Here is a 263-nt window from a genome sequence, read left to right on the forward strand (position 1 = left end):
TCGCTCCCGTGATCCGTGTCCGGACTGGTTCGGCAGCCGCAAAGGCTGGCGAAGCCAGAGACACACGCAACAAGAAGACCCGCAGCAGACGCCCGAGCGCGACAGCTGCCACACCATGCTTGCCGAATGACGCACTTGCCGTCGCAGCACCCTGCGCCGCCCAGTGCCAAAAGATTGCGATGCGCCGGTCTGGTGGCCTGAGCGGCGTGCCCAGAACCCGATCCCATCTCGAACTCGGCCGTTAAACACGCCAGCGCCCATGG

1 rRNA gene is annotated in these 263 nt (G+C 65.4%); it reads left to right on the top strand.

Annotated features, from left to right (window positions below):
• Positions 1-188: 188 nt before the first annotated feature.
• A 5S ribosomal RNA gene (rrf, locus tag ACLBX9_RS03795) occupies positions 189-263 on the top strand; the annotation flags it as partial.

Source organism: Methylobacterium sp. A49B, from assembly GCF_053346215.1.